The organism is Paracandidimonas lactea, assembly GCF_021653995.1.
In the GTDB taxonomy this organism is placed as follows: Bacteria; Pseudomonadota; Gammaproteobacteria; order Burkholderiales; family Burkholderiaceae_B; genus Allopusillimonas; species Allopusillimonas lactea.
The window spans coordinates 44531-67231 of the sequence record NZ_JAJJOZ010000010.1 but is presented as its reverse complement, the minus strand read 5'-3'; the positions used below and the strand labels follow the sequence as shown (position 1 = coordinate 67231).

The following is a 22701-nucleotide window of genomic DNA, read 5'->3' as shown; positions in this document are numbered from 1 at the left end:
TCTCCTAAAGTTCATTAATATATGAGGATGAAAAAAGAAGCTCTACTTTATACCGTAACGCCCACGGATCCGGCCGGCCATCGCCTCAGTGTGCGGCTGCTGATACAAAACCCCTCCGCGACGGGGCAGGTGCTGTCCATGCCTGCGTGGATACCGGGCAGCTACCTGATCCGGGATTTTTCCCGGCAGATCGAGTCGATCCAGGCGAGCAACCGCCGGCAGAACGTGGCCATTCAAAAAATTTCCGACCATGCATGGCGATGCGAACCTGTCGATGGCCCACTGGTGATCGACTACACAGTCTATGCCTGGGACTTGTCTGTTCGGGGCGCACATGTGGACGAAAGCCATGCTTTTTTCAACGGCACCAGTGTCTATTTATGCGCAGTGGGCCAGGAAGGCACGCCCTGCCACGTGAAGCTGTGCCCTCCCGCGCGTATTCGCGGATGGAAGGTATACACCAGCCTGCCCGAGGCGCAGGGCCATCCGGAGGCTGCCGCGCGCCATGGCTTCGGCATGTACCTGGCCCCCGATTACGATGCGCTGATCGACCACCCCGTCGAAATGGGCACACCGCAGGTTGTGCGCTTCAAGGCGCACGGCGCGGAGCACGAAATGGTGTTTACGGGCGTGGCCCCTAATCTGGATCTCAAGCGTATCGCGGCGGATGTGCGCCGCATCTGCGCCGAGCAGATCGCGCTGTTCGAACCAGAGACCAAAGCGGCACCATTTCTGGACAGCGCTGACCGCTATGTGTTCATGACCATGGTCACCGACACCGGCTATGGCGGCCTGGAGCATCGCGCCTCGACGGCGCTGATGACGGCCCGCCGCGATCTTCCCGTGTTGGGACAGGCAAACGCGGGCGAAGGTTATCAGACCTTTCTGGGGCTGGTCAGCCATGAGTATTTTCATACCTGGCATGTCAAACGCATCAAGCCCGCGGCCTTCGCGCCTTATGTTTTGGATCGAAGCAACCATACCTCGCTGCTGTGGGTGTTTGAAGGGTTTACCTCTTACTACGATGATCTGATGCTGCTGCGCGCCGGCGTTATCGGAGAAGCCGACTACCTGCGCCTCCTGGCCAAGACCATCACCTCGGTGCACGCGGCACCCGGCCGCTTCAAGCAAAGCGTGGCCGAGAGTTCGTTCGACGCCTGGACGCGCTATTACAAGCAGGACGAGAACTCGCCCAACGCACTGGTCAGTTACTACACCAAGGGTTCGCTGGTCGCGCTGGGGCTTGATATTACGCTTCGGCGCGGGACGGATGGCGCGCGATCGCTGGACGACGTCATGCGGCTGCTTTGGGCGCGCTTCGGCCGCGATTTCTACCAAGGCGGCGGTGCGCGCGGCATCCCCGAAGGCGCCATGGTGCGCCTGATCCGCGAGGCCACGGGTGTCGATGTCAGCGATTTCCTGGCACGCTATGTCTACGGTAGAGAAGATGTGCCGCTTGACAGTTTGCTGCAGCATCAGGGCATCACGCTGCGCTGGAAAGCGGCCTCTAACCTGCCCTCATTGGATATCCGCGTGCGCGCCGAGCATGGGGCGACTCACGTGGCAACCGTTTTTGAAGACGGAGCCGCACATCGGGGCGGCCTATCGGCGGGTGACCTGCTGGTGGCCATCAATGGCCTGCGCATCACCGATCCCGCATCGCTGGACCGCCTGTTGGGCGCGTACCAGCCGGGGGCGAACGTAGTGCTGCATGTGTTCCGCCGCGACGAACTGCGCGCTTTCACCGTTGGGCTTGCGTCACCACGCCAGAACCAATGCGCGCTCGAAAGAAAAGCTGCTTGATGGGGGCCATACGCCCGCCATCGGCGGGCGCAAGGGAGGCATGATCGGGGCGCCTACTGTTGCGCGCCATACGCGCGCAAATGAGCGGGCGACCATAAAAACTCAGCACAATCCCTAACAAGAAATTGGCGCCCATCACCCGCGCTGCAAGAGGCTGGATATCAATCCAGCCTCTTGCAGCGCGGCTTTATTTAAAGTGTCGATTTTTTATTGACGGCCTGTACTGTAGTCCTATATAGCTCAAACAAAACACATCCGGAGAGGATGATGTCTACAGTGATCGGGACATCCTCATCCAGACTAAAAATCATCAATGATACGGAGGAGTTCCATGCTGACATATAAATATTTCACCCGATGTGCCGGGGCTTTTGCACTGGCCAGCGCAACGTTCATGCTACCGCTGTCCAACGGAACAGCGCATGCTGCCGATACATACAAAATCAAGGTTGCCAACGTGATGGCGCCATCCCACGATACCAGCAAGGCGGTCGATTATTTTGCCAAGCTTGTGAAGGAAAAGTCGGATGGCAGCATCAAGATGCAACATTTTCCGGGCGGGCAACTGGGCAGCGACAACGAAACGTTCGGCGCGGCGCAGCAGGGCCTGATCCAGATCGCGAGCGGCTCATCGGCCAACCTGGTGACCATTACCCGCGCATTCGAGGTGCTGCACCTGCCTTTTATTTTTGGTGATCTTGACCAAGTGCACAAAGCCTTGCAATCGCCCGCTGTGCGCGAACGCATCAACGCGGAACTGGCCAAGGTGGGCCTGCGCTGGCTGTTTACCTTCGATTACGGCTTTCGCGACATCAACACAACCAGCCGGGAGGTTGCCCAGCCCAAGGACGTGAAAGGGCTGAAGTTGCGCGCTTCACGCTCGCCGCTGGAAATTGCCGGCCTGGAATCGTTCGGCGCCGCAGCCGTGACGGTGGATTGGCCTGAGGTCTACAACGCCTTGCGCTTCAAGATCGTCGATGGTGAAGCCCAGCCTTTCGGCACACTGGTAAGCGCCAAGCACCAGGAAGTATTACGACAGACACTGGATGTGAATTGGCAGTACTACGGCTTTGTCGGGCTGATCAGTATCGATCAATGGAACAAGTATCCGGACAGCGTCAAGAAAGTGCTGGAGGACGCAGCCCGGGAAGCTGAAACCTACCACCGGAAAATCTGGGCGGAAGAGGACAAGAAAGCCGAAGCAGCCTATATCAAAGCGGGCGGCAAGGTGACCACGCTCACACCCGAGCAGCGCCAAGCCTGGGTGAAGCTGGGCAAATCGACATGGGCGAATGCGAATGTACCGCAAGACCTGATCGACCTGGTGCATAAAACCGCAACGGAATGACCCCACCGCGCCATCAATGAAACTGGCGCCCTCGGCGCCACGGCGAAGGAGCCCTCATGCAAGCAAACATCGCTCAACTCGACAAGCAGGCAACGTTGCCCTTGATCCCCGATCTTCCCTTTGAAAAGCTCGTCACGCACGGAACCTGCGCACTGGTCGTAGCGCTGATAGCCGCAATGACGGTGGTGATTTGGCTGTCGGTCTTCACCCGATATGTATCGGAAGACCCAATCCCGTGGGCGGAGCAGGTTGCCAAGTACTTGATGATCTGGGCTGCGTTCCTGGGTTCCAGCCTGGCCCTGCGCGAAGGAGCCCATATCTCGGTGAACCTTGTTGTCGGCTTGTTTCCACCCAAAGTACGAAAAGTCTTTGCCTGTCTGGTCATCCTGCTGAATCTGGTTTTCCTGACGACATGCATGACCTACGGCTTCATCTATATCTACAACATCCGGGGCCAGATAGACCCCATGGTTTGGGACATGAGCCTGTCTATCCCCTATGCCGCCATCCCCGTTGGCTGCTTGCTGATGATTGTGCAGTTGCTGCTAGTGGCTCGCAAGGGTGTGGAGCATGCGCTTTCATCGGATGAAGCAAGCCTGAGCTGAAATCCATTCACAAAGAAGGCTGGCGGACCGGGCCGAGACAACCGTCGGGCCACTTGCCAGCCATCAGAACATAGACGCCAAGCCGCACACAAACGGCAATGGCGCCGCAGGAGACAATGATGAGCGCTGCGCTTATTCTCACATTCTTTACCGCGCTTTCGCTTGCGGTGCCGGTGGCCTTCGCCCTCGGCCTGGCAACAATCGCGGCGTTTCTGCTGATTGACCCTGATTTTCTGCCGCTGCTGCCGCAGCGCATTTTCACTGGCCTGGACATGTTCGCCCTCGTCGCCATACCGTTCTTCATTCTCGCGGGTGAGCTGATGGGCGGTTCGGGCATCATGGACCGCATCCTGAACTTCTCGCGCATGCTGGTCGGCCATGTGCGCGGAAGCGTGGGACAGGTTACGGTGCTGGTGAGTATGATTTTCGGTTGGATCAATGGCTCGGGCGTTGCCGGCGCTAGCGCGGTCGGATCAATGCTGATCCCAAAAATGGAGGCCGAGTACAAGAACAAGGGCTTTGCTTGTGCCGTCACGGCCTGTTCGGCAACGGTTGGGCCGATTATTCCTCCCAGTGTCCCGATGATCATCTACGCACTGGTCGCGCAGAACGTATCGGTGGGCGCGATGTTCGCGGCCGGTGTGGTGCCTGGGGTATTGATAGGCGGCGGCCTGATGGGCATCGTTTACCTGATCGCTCGCAAGCGCGGCTACCCCGCCGAGAAAGGTTCGTACAGCCTGTTGCAACGGCTTGCGATCACGCGTCAGTTCGCTGTGGGGGCGTTTCTGCCGGTGATCATGGTGGGGGGCATCATGTTTGGGGTATTCACGCCGGTCGAGGCGGGGGCGGTTGCCGTGTTGTATGCCCTGCTGATAGGCCTGTTCGTGACCCGCACGCTGACTGCCCCTATGATCTGGTCGGCGCTGCGCCGCACAGGCGTGATTTCGTCGGTGGTGTTCTTGATGATGGGCGTGGCCAACGTCGCCAGCTGGATCATGACGACCGAGCAACTGCCTCAGGCTGCCGCGGAAGCATTGTCCGCCATCACCACCAACCCGCTGGTGTTCTTGCTCTTGGTTAACATCATCTTGCTGATCGCGGGCCTGTTCCTGGATACGGTCGCCGCCATGGTAATGTTCGGCCCGCTGCTGATACCGATGGCGGCCGAGTTCGGCATTGACCCCTTGCAGTTTGGCCTGATCTTCACAGTCAACCTGATTATCGGCTTGGTGACGCCGCCTGTGGGATTGTGTCTGTTCATCGCCGCCGGTATAGGAAAAACGCCAATAGAAGCGGTGGTGAAGGAAAGCCTGCCCTTCCTGGCGTGGCTGCTGGTCGTACTGGGCATCGTGACATATGTGCCTTCGACCTATATGTGGCTGCCCAAAATGCTGGGCTACTGAACACGCCGCCGCCCTATCAACGTATCAGGGCGGCGAAGCGGAGAAGGTGCGGAACAAAAAACGGCTCAAGTGAACTGCCCCCCAGAAGTTGGACACCTATCCAACCTTTGGGGGGCAGTTCACTTGAGCCGTTTTCTTCTTGCTGCTCAGTCGAGCATCTGACCAGGCAAGGCCAGTGTTCGATCCGTGGGCGGTATGTAGAGTTCTTGGTAATAGACGGGCGTATCACGACCCATCCCCGCCAGGACATCCAACCGCATACCCACCGTGGCAGGCTTTACATTGATGTGGCCGGCAATGTCGTTCTCGATGGGAACCTGGGTCACGTAATGATCGACATGTGTGATCGGCATGTTGAGCTCACCCAGGATATGCGCGCGAAAGTTCAGACCATTCAGGCGATCCAGTGATACCTCCCATAGCCGGGGTAGGACGCGACGGTCGAAGTAAAACTTCGAGTAGACGTCGAACTCATGGTTGATATTGATGACGCGCTCTACCAGCACGGTGGTGTCGGCGCCTGTGCCAAGGTAGCTGGACCAGCGGCCGGGCTCGCGGGCCGCATCACGACCAAGAATCTTGGAATAGACCGGGACGAAGCTGTGGCCATCGTCGGCAATAAAGCGGCAGTGCCATGGGTTCTTGATCTGCAAAGACTGCTTGGCGACGAAGGACCCCAGGCCATGCTGGCGCACCACGATACCTTGATCGACCAACAGGCGCAGTGCGCGCTGCACGGTACCCAGGCTATAAGGGATCATCTGCACCAATTCTTCTTCCGTTGGCAAGCGTTCGCCAGGCTTCCAGTGGCCTGACTTGATACCTTCGGTAATGGCGTTGAGCACCAGGCGATACTTGGGCACGCCGCTATAGTCTTCTTTGTGCAGCTTGGCAAATACTTCTGGCAGCGCATTCTTTGTCATATTCGCGACTCATCTCAATCAGCTACTGGCGCATGATAGCGCGAATAATTGCCGGCCCACAGGCTGACGCAGGCGGCGCGCGCCGCTGCCCAGGCCAGCATATGCCGGAAAAACGAAAACCGCACCTATAAGTGCGGTGTGGTAGTGGGCGCGCCGTGTGGCGCAGTGGTGCAAGTGCCGTTCACGCCCGAACGGCGGCGGGGGTTTTTTCGAACAACTGCAGTGCCCGCTGCCCGGGCGGGATGTAGAACTCTTGGTAATAGACCACTTTCCGCGTACCCGCATGCGCGATCGCTTGCAGGAGCAGGCCGGTCGTACCGGACGCAACCTCGATCGCCTCGCCGACGCCCTCATCAAACTGGGCCACTTGCACATGGTGAACCATTTCGGTGATGGGCAGGCCGCACTCTTCGGCAATCAGCTTCTTGAAATTCATGCCATGAAGCATGTCCATCGGCTTTTCCCATAGCGCGCGCAAGACAGAGCGCCCTGCATAGAAGCGGCTGTATACCTTGAATTCATCTGCCACATCGATGATGCGGTCAAGCTGCATGATCTCGTCGGATGCCATGTCGAGATACTTGTTCCAGGGCCCATCGCAAGCGACGATGCGGCGCGCGGTAGCCTTGGAATAGATGGGCACGGTGCCAACGCCATCGTCTGCCGCAAAGCGGCAATGCCAGGGATCTTGCAGGCGCCGGGGAAGCTCGGCAACGTAGCTGCCCAGGCCGTGCCGCCGGATTACCAGGCCCTGTGTGACCAAGTCGCGCAAGGCCCGCTGGACGGTGCCCAAACTGAACGGCGTGAGATTGACCAGCTCTTCTTCTGGCGGGAGCTGGTCGCCGGGCAGCCAGAGGCCCCGGCGCAGCGCCTCGACGATCGCATTCACGACCCGCTGGTACTTGGGCAGGCCGCTGCGATCGGCACGCCACAACGTGCCAAAGATCTCCTCCTGCAATTCCGCACTCATCACTATCCTCCTGCGCTGACCAGCAGATCCGCCGCCTTTTCTCCGATCATGATCGAACCGGCATTTGTGTTTCCCGACAGCAGCAATGGCATGATTGATGCATCCGCCACCCGCAAGCCGGACAGGCCGCGCACCCTGAGCGACGTATCAACCACCGAGCCCGGGTCGCTGCCCATGCGGCAGGTGCCCACGGGATGGAAGATCGTTGTGCCATTTTGACGCACGAAATCGAGCATATCGTCTTCGGTGCGCATGTGCGGCCCCGGCCGGTATTCTTCGGCCACGTATGGCCGCATCGGCTCGGCTTCCATCAGGCGCCGCGCAAGGCGCACGCCCGCCACCATTGTGTCGCGGTCTTCTTGTTCGGACAGAAAATTCAAATGTATGCCTGGTGCATCGAGCGGATTGGCGGACTTCAGTACCACGGCGCCCCGGCTTTTTGGCCTCAGCTGGCACATTGACAAGGTAAAACCGGAGAAGTCGTGCGGTTTTCCGGCCGCCATATCCGCACTGATTGTACCGAAGTGAAACTGCACATCCGGACGCGTGGCGTCGGACCGCGCCCGCGCGAACATGCCGCCAAGCTGAATCCCCGCCGCCACTGGCCCGCGCTTGCGCAATAGCCATTGCAGGCCTATCGACGCCCTGCCCCAGACGGTGCGCAGATGATCATTGGTGGTGATGGGTTTGGTGCACTTGTATATAAGCCGCACTTGCAGGTGATCTTGAAGATTCTTGCCCACGGCAGGGAGATGATGCACTACGGGTATGCCGTGCGCTTTCAACGCTTCGGCATCGCCGACCCCTGACAGCATCAGCAACTGCGGCGACTGGAAGGCACCAGAAGACAGGATGATTTCTTTGCGGCAGGTGGCTTGCCGCGGCTTGCCATTTTGCAGATAGTTCACCCCCACCGCGCGCTTGCCCTCGAACACCAGGCTGGTGGCTCTGGCATCGGTTTCGATGGTGAGATTGGGATTGGCACGCAGAGGGCGCAAATAACCCTTGGCTGCGGAGCAGCGCAAACCATTGCGCGTGGTCAGCTGATAGTAACCGCCGCCTTCCTGCCTGGCACCGTTGAAATCCTCGTTGCGAGGTATGCCCTGGGCCTCACCCGATCGGATGAACGCCTCCACCAGCTCATGGCGGCCCCGTATATTGGAAACCCCGAGCCTGCCGCTGCCGCCATGCAGTTCGCTCTCGCCGCGCTCGTTGCGCTCTGATCGCCTGAACAGGGGCAACACATCTCGCCAGCCCCATCCGTCATTGCCCAAGCGCTCCCATTCATCGAAATCCTGCGCCTGGCCCCGTATATAGACCAGCCCGTTGATGGAGCTGGATCCGCCCAGGGTTTTGCCGCGCGGCTGATAGATGCGGCGCCCATTGAGTTCAGGTTCGGGTTCGGAATAGAACTGCCAGTTATAGCGCGGATCGAACATGGTCTTGCCATAGCCGATCGGGATGTGTATCCACATATGCCGATCACGCGGGCCCGCCTCCAGCAACAACACGGAACCCGCGCCGCGTTCAGCAAGCCTGGCCGCCAATGCGCAACCGGCGGACCCGGCACCCACCACGATGTAATCGAACGTCTCCATCTTCTGTTTGCCTCGTTGTTCTCTACAGATCGAGCACTAGTTCGCGGCTGCCTACGCCGGCGCAGCACACCAGTACGTACTCATTTTTTTCGTCGTCCGACAGCACGTAATCGTTGTGTTCGGGCGCGCCATCCAGATAGCGCACTTTGCAACAACCGCAGACACCGGCTTCGCACGAGGACTCACAGGGCACACCCGCATCGCGCAGCGCTTCCAGAATGGACTGCCCGCCCGCGACCTGCAGCACTTTGTCCGACCGCGCCAGCCGCACCTCTGTGTGTCCCGCCTCGCCAGGCGTCGCCGTCGCAGCCGCCGGCGCAGGCGCGCTGAAATACTCGAAGTGGACCGCGTCGGCGGGCCAGTGGCTCGCTGCTTCCTTTACCGCGCGCATGAACCCCGGCGGCCCGCAAAAATACAGATGCGTGCCCTCTTCGTAACCCGTCAGCAGCGCCGGGATGTCCAGCCCCTTGGCGGGGTCGCCGTAGTCGTGATGGAACACGACCTTGCGTAATTCGGCCATTGCTTCCAACTGCGTACGAAAGGCCGTTCGCGCCGGCGTCTGCGTGCAATAGTGCAGTTCGAAGGCCGCATCTTCCCGCAGCAACTCGTGCGCCATGGCCAGCACAGGCGTAATGCCTATGCCGCCCGCCAGCAGCAGGCTGCGTCGCGCCGCCTTGCTGCGCGGAAAGAGATTGCGCGGCTCCGATACCTCGACCAGGTCGCCGGCCCGCACTGCGCTATGCAGCGCACGCGAACCGCCCCGCCCTTTCACGTCTTCGAGTACGGCGATCCGGTAGTGCCGGCGTTGCCACGCCGGATCGCAGAGCGAGTACTGCCGTGTGTAGCCGCCGGGAACATGCACGTCTACATGCGCGCCGGCTTCGAACACCGGCAGCTCCCCGCCTGTCGGATCGACCAATTCAAACGACCGTATTCCTTCAGCTTCGTACGTAATGGAGCGTACACATAGCGTCAGCATGATGACCTCTCGTTCTGGCTATCACACCTCGGCCACGGCATTGGCGGCAATGATTTCCTTGCCTATGCCGTCGTCGAGTTTGTCGAGTTCCGCCCGGACAAATGCATCACGCTGCGCGGCCGGCACATCATCGCTTCGCAGCATGATTGCAGCCACTTCTTTGCCGAGCTTCAAAATCAATTTGCGATCCGCATCGACGGTGTCCTGCACGGGCGCATACAGAACGCTATCCTGCGAACACAATGGCAGCGACTCGCCCGCCCGGAGGGCCGCTTGTTGCTTGGCATCGGGCGCCGTGTTGCCGCGTATCGCCTCGCGCAGCAGCTTGCGGAACATATAGACCCCTACGTCTGAAGTGCCCGGGTTTTCCAGCGCGTGCACCGCAATAGGGCGCTGGCTCGTCAGCGCTTCCCAATCGCCCGGTGCGCGCTGTGCAACGTCGTACGATCGGTTGCCGCTCTGGCCGACCAAGAAATCAATCTTGTCCACGCCGCAGTCTTCCGCGCAGCCGATGTGATCCGGATCGACTTCGTCGTTGAAGTGACGCCAGCCGAAGATGATCATGTTGGTGTCATCCACCGGAACATGCCAGCGTGTGCAGCCCGACGTGGCATGACGCTCGCGCGCGGCGGTTGGCACCAGCGAGCCGATCTGCAGGTAATTGGGAAGGTTCATTTCTGTAATGCGCACCCACACGCGATCACTGGGCAAGCGGCGGCCGGCAATAAACATGCAGCCATTGCCGCTGCGTGTCGGCTGCCACTGCATCACAGGCATGTCGCCAAAGCCGTCCAGCGATACGCCCGCCGACGTTTCCGCATCGACCCCCTCGACCACCATGTGGTTGTGCAGCACTGCCGTGTGCATGTGATCCATGATGTTTTCATGGACTTGCAGCCAGTTGCAGGGATAGATATTGGAGAACGGCACCAGGCGCGTACCTTTCGGCAGCGAATAGGTATCGTACTCGGGGAAAGCCGGCTGTTTCTCGGGCGGCCCCATGTAGGCGAACACCAGACCGTCGCGCTCGAAGGCGGGATAGGCACCTTGGCTGACGGTTTGCTTCAGACGCGTTTCGCCTGGCTCACAGGGGGCATCCAGCAGCGACCCATCGTTGTCGAAATGCCAACCGTGGTAGCAGCAGCGGATGCCATGCTCCTGAATGATGCCGAACTCAAGCGACGCGCCGCGGTGCGCGCAATGGCGATGCAGCACGCCCACTTTGCCGCTTTTATCGCGATACGCCACCAGGTTTTCACCCATGATGCGAATCGCCTTGGGCACATCGGTCAACTCTTCCGAAAGACAGACAGGCTGCCAAAACAAGCGCATGTATTCGCCCAGCGGCGTGCTGGGCATGGTGCTGGTCAGCTCTTCATCGTGGCGCGGAACATCGCGCTTGCGGTAGCCCGAATATTTCAACTGGGTTGCCACCATCTGTTGGGGTGTATCGCTCATTTTTTGTCTCCTTTCTTTCCTGTGAGAGGATGTGGTTCGCGTCATGCCGCCCGTTATGGCTGCCCGGCGGCCCGCCGGACACATGCCGCGTCTAGACTGCTGCGTTTGATTGACTGATGAACTTGGCGTGCAGGTAGGCATCCAGGCCTTCCGGCCCGCCTTCATAGCCCAACCCACTGTCTTTCATGCCGCCGATGGGCGCATCCGCGAGGGCGGGCACGAAGTTGTTGATGCCTATCCATCCGGCCTCGATGCGCTCGGAAAACAGCGCCGAGCGCTCCATGCTGTTGGTGAATGCATACGCGGCCAGGCCCAGCGAACGGTGATTGGCCTGCTCAATGACTTGATCAAAGCTGTCGAACGGCATGACAGGCGCGATTGGACAGAATGGCTCTTCGTCAAGAATGTCCGCGTCGCGCTGTACCTGTTGGAGTACTGTAGGCGCGAAAAAGTATCCTTGGTCGCCCAGGCGCTCGCCCCCGTGCACCACGTTCGCCCCGCTGTCCCGGGCTTGGCGAACGAGCCGCAGGGCGGCGTCTAGACGGCGGGCGTTATTCAACGGCCCCATTTGTACGCCCGCGCGCATGCCGTCGCCGACACTGATCTCGCTGGCTGCCCGTGCGAACGCCTGAGTGAAGGCTTCGTGCAGCCCTCGCTGCACATAAAACCGACTGGGAGAGAGACAGACCTGCCCCGCATTGCGGTACTTGAATGCCGCGCACATCCGCGCCACACGTTCCACGTCTACGTCGTCGAAGACAACCACGGGCGCATGGCCGCCAAGCTCCATCGTGACGGGCTTGAGTTCCTGCGCGGCCATTGCCGCAAGCAGGCGACCGACCGCCACTGAACCAGTGAACGATACTTTGCGGATCACGGGTGACTTGATGAGGCGCTCGGAGATTTCCGCCGGCACCCCATACAGCAGATTCAACACGCCCTCCGGCAGACCTGCATCAACGAAGGCGCGAACCAGTTCGATGCAGATCGCCGGCGTTTCTTCAGCGGGCTTGAGCACCACGGTACACCCCGCGGCCAGTGCGGCTGCCACTTTTCGGGCGGCCAGCACAGCGGGAAAATTCCAAGGCACAAAAGCCGCTACCGGCCCGATGGCGCGCTTGACCGATGATTGCGTCAGCAGGTGCGCGCGCGGCGGCATGATGCGGCCATAGGCGCGCTTACCCTCTTCCGCGCACCAGAGAATGGTTTCGATCACACGGTCGAGCTCGCCGTGCGAATCCGCCAGCGGCTTGCCATTTTCAAGCGTAAGTATCTCGGCCAGCGTATTGCGGCGCTGCTCGATCAGCGCGGTAGCCTGCTTCAGAATGCGCTCCCGATCCCAGGCCGAGCTTGCCGACCAGGCTGGAAATGCCTGATTCGCAGCCGCCAGCGCATCGTCGATATCCTGGCTTGTCGCCATGGGCAGCTCGCCCAGTGCCTGCTCGGTGGCGGGATTGACGACCGTCGTCGTTTGGCGCCCCTGGGTGCCGCGCCATGCGCCCGCAATATATAGCTGCAACTGCTCGGGATACTTGCCTTGCTTCATGTCTCGCTCGTTGATTTTGTGTAATAGCTTGTTCGTTATGGCTCTTACTATAGTCCTATATAGTATGAAGATCAACGATAAATTTACGTATCGACGAACATACGTCGATAAAAGCTGACTATAGGATCGACGCGGTGCGCGTCGTGTCGGATTGATTGGGGAGGAAGAGCTGGAAAGAAGGAGCTGGAAGGAAGGAGCTGGAAGGAAGGAACTGGAAGGAAGGAACTGGAAGGAAGGAACTGGAAGGAAGGAACTGGAAGGAAGGAACTGGAAGAAAGGAACTGGGAGGAAGGAGCTGGAAGGAAGAGGTTGGGAGCCTCTCTGGGAATCAGCGCTGCGCCTCCAGGCGGGCCTGGATGGCTTTGGCGGCGGTAATACCATCGGCCATGGCGGTGACGACACAGGGGTGCAGGCGCTGGGCGACCTCGCCGATTGCATATACGCCGGGAAAACTTGCCTGGGCAGTGGAAATATCGGTATCGATAAAGCCCGTGCGGCCGCGCCTAAGGTTGAGCGCCCCGGCATAATCGGCGCAGGGTTCCCAACCATAAAAAACCAGTATCAAATCATAGGGTTGGCCGTTGACCGCCAGGGTGGCGACGTCGACGGTGTAGTCACCCGCCAGTACGTCCTTTGCCGGGAAGCGCTCGACAAATTGGCGCTGGGCGCGCACAGTGCGCGCGTAGAGGCGCACCTCGCTCGCGCCGTGTTCCCGTACGTACAGGGCATTCTCGAAGGCATTGTCGCCACCGCCCAGCACCGCCACGCGCAGCCCCTGAAATGACTGCTCAACGATATGGCTTCCCGGGCCAACCAGAATGCCCGGGCAAGGGCGCCGGTAATCGACCGCTTCGACGCCAGACAGGGCCGGCAGGGTGCGGGCCCGCACGCCTGTAGCGAGCACCAAGTAGCGCGACCGCAGCGCAAAGCCGCCTGCCGCCTGCACGAAAAACCCGCCCTCTGTGGGCTGCACACGTGCGACACGCTTGCCAAGAAACATGGGTACAGCCGCCAGCGCTATGCTGCGGGCCAGATTGTCGGCCACCTGCGGGCCGGTGGCATCGGGCAACGACGCATTCCAGCAATCGGGAAATGGATGACTGCGACACAGGCCGCCGATCTCGGGGGCGGCATCGATCAGCGCCGGGCGATAGCCGAGGCGCGCCAGCCATAGGGCACACGAAGCGCCCGCCGGGCCGCCGCCGACGATCGCCGCATCGTAAGTGATTTCGCCTGCGTCCATGATCAATCCAACATACAATTCAGCGTATTCTACAAAGCCCTGATTATGCCTACACGTCGCGTATTCTTTTCGCAGATCGCTCTGGACGCCCATATCGGCATCCTGGAGCACGAGCTGCGCGCCACGCAGCCCCTGCATGTCGATGCCGAGTTCGACGTCGATATCGTCCAGCAGGTTCACGACCACAACATCCAGACCGTACTCGATTACCGCCTGCTACGCAGCGCCATTGTCGATGAATGCACGGCGGCGCACGTAAACCTGCTCGAAACGTTGTGCGAGCGCGTGGTCGACCGGCTGCTGGCCGAGTTTCCCACGATCCGGCACGTTAAAATACGCATCAGCAAGCCGCTGGCGTTTTCCGACTGCGCCGCAGTAGGCGTCGAAGTCGAGCGCGGCCGCCAGGCAAGCATACAAACCCCTCAATAGCCGCCGTCCGCCAAACGGGTGCGCACCCCGCGGCCACCTCGCCTATTACCCGGATATTGTCATGCAATCCCAAGAAGTCACGTTCGCAGCGCCCGAACCCGTACCGTCCGACCGCCGCGCCCAGAAGCAGCGCCACAACGAAAACAAGCTCGCCAAGCGGCTGATCCGTGAAACGGGCCGTGCAATCGCCGATTTCAATATGATTGAAGACGGCGACAAGGTAATGGTGTGCTTGTCAGGCGGCAAAGACTCTTACAGCCTGCTGGATATCCTGCTGACGTTGAAGGCGCGCGCCCCGATCCATTTCGATATTATCGCGGTCAATCTCGACCAGAAGCAGCCAGGCTTTCCCGACCATGTGCTGCCCGAATATCTGCGCACACTGGGCGTGCCCTTCCATATCGAAACGCAGGACACGTACTCCATCGTCACGCGCGTGATCCCCGAGGGCAAGACGATGTGTTCGCTCTGTTCCCGGCTGCGCCGGGGCATTCTTTATCGCGTGGCCAGCGAACTGGGGGCCACCAAGATTGCGCTGGGGCATCACCGCGATGACATCTTGGGCACGTTTTTCCTGAACCTGTTCTATGGCGGACGCATGAAGGCGATGCCGCCAAAGCTGATGTCGGACGACGGCAAGCATATTGTGATCCGCCCGCTGGCTTATGTGCCCGAAAAAGACCTGATCGCCTATGCGCAGGCCAAGCAGTTTCCCATCATTCCGTGCAATCTGTGCGGCTCCCAGGAAAACCTCAAGCGCAAGGAAGTAACGCGCATGGTCGCGGAATGGGACCGAAAGTTTCCGGGGCGTTCCTGGAATGTATTCGGCGCGCTGTCGCGGGTGGTTCCCACGCACCTGATGGATCGCGAGCTATTCGATTTCAGCGGGATCAAGCCCAGCGGCGAAACATTCGAGCATGGCGACAAGGCGTTCGACAGCGACGACTTCGATGCGCTGGCAGCCTCGCTGACGCCGCAGGGTAGCGATGACGAAGACGATACGCTGCCGGGCAGTGGCAATAGCGCAGCGGATGGCCAGGATACCGCCCAGGAATCAGACGGCAAAGGCAGTGATCAGCCAGCCGCGCCGCGCGTGGTGGCACGGCAGCGCAGGCCCGCGTAGCGGCCGGGCATATCGGCTGGCCGGGTGGCGCGCCTTCTGCGCCGGATGTTACCCTTTTAGCGTTAAAGCACGTTCAGGCAGCCTGCCCTATACGTGCTTTTGCTTTTTGCACGTTAAATGAGGGAGACCGAGTGATGCTGATGCCCACAGCCACACACGTTCCAGGCTCGCACCGGCAAGCGTGCGGGCTGACCATGCCCCAGTCCCTGACACGGATTACCCGCCTTCAAGCACGGCGGACACGCTGCGTGATGCACGTTAGCCAACACCTGGCGCGGCTGATTGTATCCAGCGGATTGTTGTTGGTGCTCGCCTTGCTGGCGCCGACACTTGCCGTGGCGGCACCGCCGGCGGAGCCCGCGGCAAGCACCGCGCCTGACGCCACAGCGCCTGCCGCAACCGACACAGCACCGGCGGCCTCTTACACCACACTGGCCAATTTGCTGGAGAACGACAAGGCGCGTGATCAGTTGATCGACGAGCTGCGCACCTTGGCCAAAAACAGCAATGCCAACGCCTCTGCGAACGCCACACCAACGCCGGAAGAAAGGACGAACGAAGCCCCCCTGACGCGACGCCTTGCGCTATCGATAGAGACGTTCACCACTGGGTTGGCACAGGATTTTTCGCAGACAAGCGAAGTCATCACCTCGCTGGCAACCGGCAAGTCTCTGCCCGGCGCTCGTCTGGAGCATGCCTTGCCAGGGCTGGAGCTGATGGGGTTGACCATCGTCGCGGTATTGGTGGCGTATTTTCTGCTGCGTCAAATCGCACGGATAGGATTCGCGAAGCTGAATGTATGGATTCGCCAGGATGATGGACGGCCACTGTTTGGCCGTGGAAACGACGGCACACCGCCGCCAGGCCCCGTCACGCCAGCCGTGTCGAGCGCACCGCCATTGGGCGGCGCGCCATCAATGGGCGAGCAGATGGGGCCTGGCGTCAACACCGAACGCCGCGGCAACCGGCGGATCCACCTGAGCCGCAAACTGATTGGCGTAAGCGCTGCACTGGTGATCGACACTGCCGCCAGCCTGATCGCCGCACTGGTCGGGTACATCCTCCTTGTGTCGCTATCCGGCGGCCCGCGCGCCTCAACCTTCGCGCTGCAGTTTCTAAGCGCATTTGTGATGATTGAACTGGTCAAGGCGTTGTCACGCGGCATCTTCGCCACACGTTACGATCATCTGCGACTGCTGCCGCTGTCACCCGAGGCAGCAAACTACTGGAATCTATGGCTTAGCCGACTGATCAGTATCATCGGCTACACACTGTTGGTATTCGTGCCCGTGCTGCAGGCAGTACTGCTGCCCTCGGTGGGTGACCTGTTCAGCCTGCTGCTGATGCTGGGCATCTACGTGTATGCAGCGCGTGTGGTGTGGACCAACCGCAAGACAGTGCGCGCCGGCCTGCTTCGCCACGCGGACGCAGCCAGCGCGGCAGTGTTCGGCACGCTGCTTCGCGTACTCGCGCGCCTTTGGCATGTTCTGGCCATTCTCTACTTCACGGTTCTGCTGGTCGTCAGCCAACGCGAACAACAGGACGCGCTGGAGTTCATGGCGCACGCCACACTGCAAAGCGTCGTCGCGATCGCGGTGGCGATGATGCTGGCTGCCGCGCTGACGCGACTGCTGACGCGGCCACTGACGCTGCCACCGCGCTGGCGCAGCAATGTGCCATCACTGGAGGCGCGACTCAATGGCTATCGCCCCGCCATCCTGCATGGCGTGCGGCTGTTCATACTGGCTGCGGCGACGTTGGTGGTGCTGGATGGATGGCGCGCGTTCAACCTGGCCGCGTGGCTGGCGTCGGAAAGCGGCCGCGCCTTCATCACCCATGTGCTTCGCATTGCAATCATCCTGGCGTTCGCGGCGCTGGCATGGACGGTACTCGCAAGCATCATTGAGCACCGCCTGACCAACCGCGGGGCGCGACGCGCCACGGAGCGCGAGAAAACGCTGTTGATGCTGTTCCGCAACGCGGCGGCGATTGTGATTGCGACCATGACGATACTGATCGTACTGTCACAGATCGGCATCGATATCGGGCCGTTGATCGCAGGCGCCGGCGTTGCAGGGCTGGCGATAGGCTTTGGCGCGCAGAAGCTCGTGCAGGATGTGATCACCGGCGTGTTCATCCAGCTTGAAAATGGCATGAACCAGAACGATATCGTCGAAGTGGCGGGCCTGTTCGGCACAGTAGAGAAAATCACCATCCGCTCGGTGGTCATACGCACCCTGGATGGCGGCTACCATCTGATCCCGTTTTCTGTCATCGATAAAGTGTCCAACCACACACGCGATTTCGGCTACCACTATGGCGAATACAACATCGCCCATCGTGAGTCGGTGGACGACGCCATTGAGCAACTGCGCCTGGCGTTTGAAGACCTCAAGCAGGATGCCGCCGTGGCACCCGAAATCCTTGAGGACATCGACATCCCCGGGGTGACGGCCCTGAACGAACAAGGGTTCCGGATCCGGGTACTGATCAAGACCACCCCGGGCAACCAATGGGCCGTGCAGCGCGCCTTCAACCGTTGCGTGAAGCAGCGTTTCGACGAAAAAGGCATCGAGATCCCCTATCCCCACACCGTGCTGCATTTTGACGGCGACAACGAAGGGAGGAGCGGGCCGGACGAAATGCGGATGATGGCGGCGATGCGGTAACAGGCGGGCATTGTGGGCCCCCCGCAGCCAAACGCGGGCTGATCGCCACCACCGGCCTATATCGCCCACGCCCGCTGAGTTCGCTGTGATGCCTTAAAAAATCGATTGCGGGGAGCCTGACGCTACAGGCGCTGGGCACCTGGCAGCCTGGTACTCGCGTCGAGCTGTGCTGCCTTCTGCGTACGCAGGATGCTCAGTCGCGCGCGCCCATGCCTTCCCAGTGCGGGCCGGGGATGTTGATGTCGAACAGCTCCAGCACGCGGGCGACCGTGTGATCCACCATCTCATCCAATGTCTTGGGGTGGTGGTAAAACGCCGGCAAAGGGGGAAAAATAATGCCGCCCATTTCGGTAACGGCGGTCATATTGCGCAGGTGCGCGAGGTTGAGGGGCGTTTCGCGCACCATCATCACCAGGCGGCGTCGCTCTTTCAGGGTGACGTCTGCCGCGCGAGTAATGAGGTTGTCTGAAAAGCCATGCGCCACCGCAGCGAGCGTACGCATGGAGCACGGCACCACCACCATGCCGGCGGTTGCAAAACCGCCACTGGACAGCGCCGCGCCGACGTCGCGAAAACTGTAGACCTTGTCGGCCAGAGCGTGCACTTGCTGGCGATCGAGCCCCAGCTCGTACTTGATGTTGAGCACACCCGGCGGCGAAACCACCAGGTGCGACTCGACATCGGGCACACCGCGCAATGCCTGCAGCATGCGCACCGCATAAACGGCGCCCGTGGCGCCGGTAATACCTACGACAATGCGCCGTGACGCCGTCACGCCGTTGCCCCGGCCTCTTTCAGGACGGTTGCCAGTTCGCCGTTTTCGTACATTTCGGAGATGATGTCCGAGCCGCCGATGAATTCGCCCTTGACGTAGAGCTGCGGGATGGTGGGCCAGTTGGAAAACTCTTTGATGCCCTGGCGCACTTCGTCGTCATCCAGCACGTTGACGGTGACAAGTTGTGTGACACCGGCCGCCTTCAGCACTTGGATGGCGCGCCCGGAAAAGCCGCATTGGGGGAACTGGGCGGTGCCCTTCATGAACAGCACGACCGGGTGCTCGGTGACTGTTTGGCGGATGAAATCTTGAACGTCGCTCATGGTGCTCTCTCGTTGACGTAGCGGTTGTTTCCGCAGGGAAAACAACCATTATAAAGACCGCCGCTGACCCGTTCGATACCAGCCAGGTCGGCAGTACTGTTAATCTGCAAAAACCCTGCCTGTGCCAGCATGGCACGCACATCCTGCGCCTGATCCCAGCCGTGCTCGACGTACAGTGCCCCACCGGGCTTGAGCCAGCGCCCCGCCCCCTCGATGATGACGGCGAGGTCGCACAGGCCGTCCTGCCCGTCGGTGAGCGCCTGCGGCGGCTCGAATCTGACATCGCCCTCTTCCAGGTGGCGGTCGCCAGCTGCAATATACGGCGGATTGGATACGATCAGGTCGAACGCGCTGCCGGGCAGATCCCTTAGGGCATCGTACCAGCTACCCTGCAAAAACTCGACCGATGCCCCAAGCGCCGCGGCGTTGCGGCGCGCGACGCCCAACGCTGCAGCGCTGGCGTCTGTGGCACTGACGCTGGCTGCCGGGCACGACAAGGCTACCGAAACCGCGATGGCACCCGAGCCTGTGCCCAGATCCAGCACGCGCGGCGCCGCTACGCCACTGCGCAGGCAACCCGCCAGGAAGGTGTCGGCGATATCCACCAGCAACTCGGTTTCGGGCCGTGGGATCAGGACATCAGGCGTAACTGCGAATGCGTGCCCCATGAACTCCCGGCTGCCCAGAATGTAGGCCATCGGCTCGCCCTGCTGGCGGCGCAGCGCCAGGGCGCGATACTGCGCGATCTGTTCTGCCGACAGCGGATCGGTATCGTGCGCGATCAGCCACGCTCGCGGCACTTGCAACACGCACTGCCATAGCATCTGCATTTCGAGACGCGGCAAAGCGGTGTCGCGCATCAGCGCACGCAAAGTATTGTCCACGGCGCAGGCTTACTCGTGCCCCAGCGCGGCCAACTGCTCGGCCTGGTGCTCGGCCAGCAGCGCGCCGGTAAGCTCATCCAGATCGCCTTCCATGATATTGGCCAGCTTGTAGAGGGTGAGGTTGATACGGTGGTCTGTCACTCGGCCCTGCGGGTAGTTGTACGTGCGGATGCGCTCTGAGCGGTCGCCCGACCCGACCAGGCTCTTGCGTTGGGCGGCTTCCTTGTCGTGCGCCTCCTGCTGCTGCTTGTCCTTCAAGCGCGCAGCCAGCACCTGCATGGCCTTGTCTTTGTTGCGATGCTGCGAGCGGTCGTCCTGGCATTCCACCACCAGGCCGGTGGGCAGGTGGGTAATACGCACGGCGGAGTCCGTCTTGTTGATGTGCTGGCCGCCTGCGCCGCTGGCGCGGAATGTGTCGATGCGCAGATCATTGGCGTTGATGACGATATCGCTCATCTCATCCGCCTCGGGCAGCACCGCCACGGTGCAGGCGGAGGTGTGGATGCGGCCCTGCGTTTCTGTGGCGGGCACGCGCTGCACGCGGTGGGCGCCGGATTCGAACTTGAGCCGTCCGTACACACCCTCGCCATCGATGCGCGCAATCACTTCTTTGTAGCCCCCGATTTCAGACTCGTTGGCCGACATGATCTCCACCCGCCAACCGTTTTGTTCGGCATAGCGCGTATACATGCGCAGCAGGTCGCCGGAAAACAGCGCGCTTTCATCGCCGCCGGTACCGGCCCGGACTTCCAGGAAAACACTGCGGTTGTCGTCAGGATCTTTGGGCAGCAGCAGCACTTGCAGCTCGCCTTCCAGCGCCTCGATACGCGCCTTGCCAAGTTTGATTTCCTCTTCTGCCATCTCCCGCATATCTGGATCGGCCAGCATTTCCTGCGCCGCGCCAACGTCCGCTTCCGCCGCCAGATAGCTGTTGAACGCCGTAACCACGGGCTCGAGCTCGGCGCGCTCGCGCGAAATTTTGCGGAAGCGAGCCATATCGCCAGCGATTTCGGGTTCGGCCAGCAGCGCGTCGACTTCGATCAGGCGGTGGGCAAGCTGCTCCAGCCTGTTGCGCATGGAGAGTTTCATAGTGTGAGGATGTAAAACGGTGAGAGGTACAGCGCGCGCGGGCACAAGCCTGGCCGCGCGGGTGCGGACGGATGAGAACAGGCGAGCGCCGCTAACGCCGGCGGTCGACGCGCGGCAGCAGGCGGGGCAGCATGGAAAGCAGTTGCTCGCGCTCGCCCTGTTCGCTGCGGTTCAGCGCCGCCATTGGCCCGTGAATGTACTTTTGCGTAAGGCCATGCGCCAACTGCTCGAGCACGGCTTCGGGCGCATCGCCACGAGCCAGCGCGCGGCGCGCGCGATCGAGCTCGGCCTCGCGAACCTGCTCGGCGGTGCGTTGGAGATCGAGGATAGCGGGCACGACTTCGCGGTTTTGCAGCCAGTGCATGAAGCCCTGAACCCGCGTTTCGATGATGGCCTCGGCCTGCACCACCGCAGCGCGGCGCGCGTCGGTGCCGCTTTGCACCATGCGGCCCAGGTCGTCCACGGTATACAGATAGACGTCAGCCAAGCGGCCGACTTCGGTTTCAATGTCGCGCGGCACGGCCAGATCAACCATGACCATGGGCTTGTGGCGCCGAACGCGCGTGACGCGCTCAACCATGCCCAGGCCGATGATGGGCAACGTGCTGGCCGTACAGGAAACGATGACATCGAAATCGGCGAGCTTTTCTGGGATGTCGGACAGCTTCATGCTCTTGGCCATGAAGCGCGACGCCAGGGCCTCGCCGCGTTCGAGCGTGCGGTTGGCCACCACCATCTGCTGCGGCGACGCGGCCGCGAAATGGGTAGCACACAGTTCGATCATTTCGCCAGCGCCGATGAACAGCACGTTACAGCGGGAAAGATCGCCCAGCACGCGTTCGGCCAGGCGCACCGCCGCAGCCGCCATGGACACCGACTGCGCGCCGATGGCTGTGGTGGAGCGGACCTCTTTGGCGACCGAAAATGTACGCTGGAACAATTGATGCAGCAGCGTCCCCAGGGCACCGGCCTGCTCGGCGGCGCGCACGGCGTCTTTCATCTGGCCGAGAATCTGCGGCTCGCCCAGCACCATGGAATCGAGCCCGCTGGCCACACGGAAGGCATGGCGGACAGCTTCGTTTTGCTGGTACTGGTAAAGATGCGGCTGTAGGCTGTTGGCTTCGAGACGGTTGAAATCTGCCAGCCAGGCTGGCAGATGCTCGCGCGCGTGCGGCTCGGCCGCACAGTAGATTTCGGTGCGGTTACAGGTAGAGAGGATGGCTGCCTCTTTGACCGCGCTGCCGAAGGCCGAGCGCAGGCCATCGAGCGCAGGCTTGACGACATCCATCGGGAACGACACGCGCTCGCGCACCGATACCGGCGCGGAGGTGTGATTGAGGCCGAAAGTGAGGACATCGACAGACATGGGGCAGACGAATGGTGCGCAGGGCGCACCCGATGTGGGAACGCTCTTGATTATAAACCGGCTTGCATAATACTGAAACATTCAAGCGCATTTATTGAGGAAAATCAGTGCTTTGCGTAGCTTATATGCTGCACCGCAGCGTAGAAAAGCGTGGTGCCCGCATGTTG

At 60.9% G+C, this 22701-nt stretch carries 19 protein-coding genes; 7 read left to right on the top strand and 12 right to left on the bottom strand.

Annotated elements, in window-relative coordinates; translation table 11 throughout:
• Positions 1-21 precede the first annotated feature (21 nt).
• The 4 genes from LOL23_RS16395 (at position 22) to LOL23_RS16380 (ending at position 5159) form a co-directional block, all read left to right on the top strand.
• Positions 22-1803, top strand: coding sequence for a M61 family metallopeptidase (locus tag LOL23_RS16395; RefSeq protein ID WP_160982001.1), 1782 nt, complete (start codon positions 22-24; stop codon positions 1801-1803).
• A gap of 331 nt (positions 1804-2134) precedes the next feature.
• On the top strand, positions 2135-3151 hold the full coding sequence (locus LOL23_RS16390; protein WP_160982000.1) for a TRAP transporter substrate-binding protein: 1017 nt from the start codon (positions 2135-2137) through the stop codon (positions 3149-3151).
• A gap of 56 nt (positions 3152-3207) precedes the next feature.
• Complete coding sequence (locus LOL23_RS16385; RefSeq protein ID WP_237173938.1) at positions 3208-3756, top strand: TRAP transporter small permease; 549 nt, start codon at positions 3208-3210, stop codon at positions 3754-3756.
• Positions 3757-3875: 119 nt separating this feature from the next.
• Positions 3876-5159 (top strand): TRAP transporter large permease, encoded by a 1284-nt coding sequence (locus LOL23_RS16380; protein ID WP_160981996.1) that lies wholly within the window; start codon positions 3876-3878, stop codon positions 5157-5159.
• Between the two features lie 146 nt (positions 5160-5305).
• On the opposite strand, the gene LOL23_RS16375 is transcribed toward LOL23_RS16380, so the two are convergent.
• The 7 genes from LOL23_RS16375 to LOL23_RS16345 all read right to left on the bottom strand — a co-directional run bounded on the left by LOL23_RS16375 (position 5306) and on the right by LOL23_RS16345 (position 13876).
• Entirely contained in the window at positions 5306-6082 is a 777-nt protein-coding gene (locus tag LOL23_RS16375; protein ID WP_237173937.1) for a GntR family transcriptional regulator, read from the bottom strand.
• A 181-nt stretch (positions 6083-6263) separates the two neighbouring features.
• Positions 6264-7052, bottom strand: coding sequence for a GntR family transcriptional regulator (locus tag LOL23_RS16370; protein ID WP_237173936.1), 789 nt, complete (start codon positions 7050-7052; stop codon positions 6264-6266).
• Between the two features lie 2 nt (positions 7053-7054).
• On the bottom strand, positions 7055-8650 hold the full coding sequence (locus LOL23_RS16365) for a GMC family oxidoreductase (protein ID WP_160981991.1): 1596 nt from the start codon (positions 8648-8650) through the stop codon (positions 7055-7057).
• Positions 8651-8672: 22 nt separating this feature from the next.
• Positions 8673-9629 carry a PDR/VanB family oxidoreductase gene (locus LOL23_RS16360; protein WP_237173935.1) on the bottom strand — a complete coding sequence of 319 codons (957 nt, stop codon included), beginning with the start codon at positions 9627-9629 and terminating at the stop codon, positions 8673-8675.
• Positions 9630-9650: 21 nt separating this feature from the next.
• Complete coding sequence (locus tag LOL23_RS16355) at positions 9651-11087, bottom strand: aromatic ring-hydroxylating dioxygenase subunit alpha (RefSeq protein WP_237173934.1); 1437 nt, start codon at positions 11085-11087, stop codon at positions 9651-9653.
• A gap of 91 nt (positions 11088-11178) precedes the next feature.
• Positions 11179-12633: an NAD-dependent succinate-semialdehyde dehydrogenase gene (locus LOL23_RS16350; protein WP_237173933.1), complete on the bottom strand. Its 1455-nt coding sequence runs from the start codon at positions 12631-12633 to the stop codon at positions 11179-11181.
• A 328-nt stretch (positions 12634-12961) separates the two neighbouring features.
• Complete coding sequence (locus LOL23_RS16345; RefSeq protein ID WP_160981983.1) at positions 12962-13876, bottom strand: NAD(P)/FAD-dependent oxidoreductase; 915 nt, start codon at positions 13874-13876, stop codon at positions 12962-12964.
• Between the two features lie 45 nt (positions 13877-13921).
• Here LOL23_RS16345 and folB point away from each other — a divergent pair, with 45 nt between their 5' ends.
• The 3 genes from folB (at position 13922) to LOL23_RS16330 (ending at position 18097) form a co-directional block, all read left to right on the top strand.
• A complete protein-coding gene (gene folB, locus LOL23_RS16340; RefSeq protein ID WP_160981981.1) occupies positions 13922-14305 on the top strand; it encodes a dihydroneopterin aldolase in 384 nt (127 codons plus the stop codon).
• Between the two features lie 61 nt (positions 14306-14366).
• A complete protein-coding gene (gene ttcA / locus LOL23_RS16335; RefSeq protein WP_160981979.1) occupies positions 14367-15428 on the top strand; it encodes a tRNA 2-thiocytidine(32) synthetase TtcA in 1062 nt (353 codons plus the stop codon).
• A 251-nt stretch (positions 15429-15679) separates the two neighbouring features.
• The gene (locus tag LOL23_RS16330; RefSeq protein WP_160982179.1) at positions 15680-18097 is read left to right on the top strand and encodes a mechanosensitive ion channel domain-containing protein; all 2418 of its coding nucleotides are present in this window, start codon (positions 15680-15682) and stop codon (positions 18095-18097) included.
• Positions 18098-18290: 193 nt separating this feature from the next.
• Here LOL23_RS16330 and LOL23_RS16325 read toward each other — a convergent pair whose 3' ends face one another.
• From LOL23_RS16325 to hemA, 5 genes are all read right to left on the bottom strand, one after another.
• Positions 18291-18872, bottom strand: coding sequence for a UbiX family flavin prenyltransferase (locus LOL23_RS16325; protein WP_160981977.1), 582 nt, complete (start codon positions 18870-18872; stop codon positions 18291-18293).
• Positions 18869-19195 carry a Grx4 family monothiol glutaredoxin gene (grxD, locus tag LOL23_RS16320; RefSeq protein WP_160981975.1) on the bottom strand — a complete coding sequence of 109 codons (327 nt, stop codon included), beginning with the start codon at positions 19193-19195 and terminating at the stop codon, positions 18869-18871. The genes LOL23_RS16325 and grxD overlap by 4 nt, the downstream gene beginning before the upstream one ends.
• Entirely contained in the window at positions 19192-20055 is an 864-nt protein-coding gene (prmC, locus tag LOL23_RS16315; RefSeq protein ID WP_160982177.1) for a peptide chain release factor N(5)-glutamine methyltransferase, read from the bottom strand. Before prmC ends, grxD begins: the two co-directional genes overlap by 4 nt.
• Positions 20056-20088: 33 nt before the next feature.
• Entirely contained in the window at positions 20089-21168 is a 1080-nt protein-coding gene (prfA, locus tag LOL23_RS16310; RefSeq protein ID WP_160981973.1) for a peptide chain release factor 1, read from the bottom strand.
• Positions 21169-21259: 91 nt separating this feature from the next.
• Positions 21260-22534: a glutamyl-tRNA reductase gene (hemA, locus tag LOL23_RS16305; protein WP_160981971.1), complete on the bottom strand. Its 1275-nt coding sequence runs from the start codon at positions 22532-22534 to the stop codon at positions 21260-21262.
• Between the last annotated feature and the right edge of the window lie 167 nt (positions 22535-22701).